General features: G+C 48.1%; 1 protein-coding gene. It reads left to right on the top strand.

From position 1 onward, the window contains the following. On the top strand, positions 1–418 hold a 418-nt coding region (locus tag HMPREF2609_RS10840; protein ID WP_168162141.1), incomplete at both ends, for a hypothetical protein.

The raw sequence follows: 418 nt of genomic DNA, 5'->3' as shown, positions 1-418 counted from the left end.
ATAGGTCAGATGTTATTTATGTAGATGATTTAAGTGATCTAGGGGAAAAAGTTGATACTTATCGTGCTGAAAGAGCACATATCAAGGCTGAGAACGCAGAGATTAAGGAGTACAACAAAGCTGTTAGGAAGCAGGCTAAACTAGACGGTGTGGAGGTTGGCTCTCCTGGCTATGAGCTTAAGGAGCTCAAGCCCATGCCTCCTGAGCCGAAGATGCGGATGTTCCGGGATGACTTTATCGACAGCAAGGGCGAGAAGATGGTGACCGACTATACTTCCGGTATGTACGGTACGGATCCCGGTGTGAACAAATATTTGGTGCTCCGCCCTAGTGAATACGATGGAGAAATCCCGCAAGAGGCCTTTGATATGGCAAAGGAGGTCTGGACAAAGGGCGGAAATCTGCATCCTGATGCACG

The sequence above is a fragment of the Rothia sp. HMSC058E10 genome (assembly GCF_001809415.1).
GTDB lineage: Bacteria > Actinomycetota > Actinomycetes > Actinomycetales > Micrococcaceae > Rothia > Rothia dentocariosa.
This window is presented reverse-complemented; position numbering and strand designations above follow the sequence as displayed.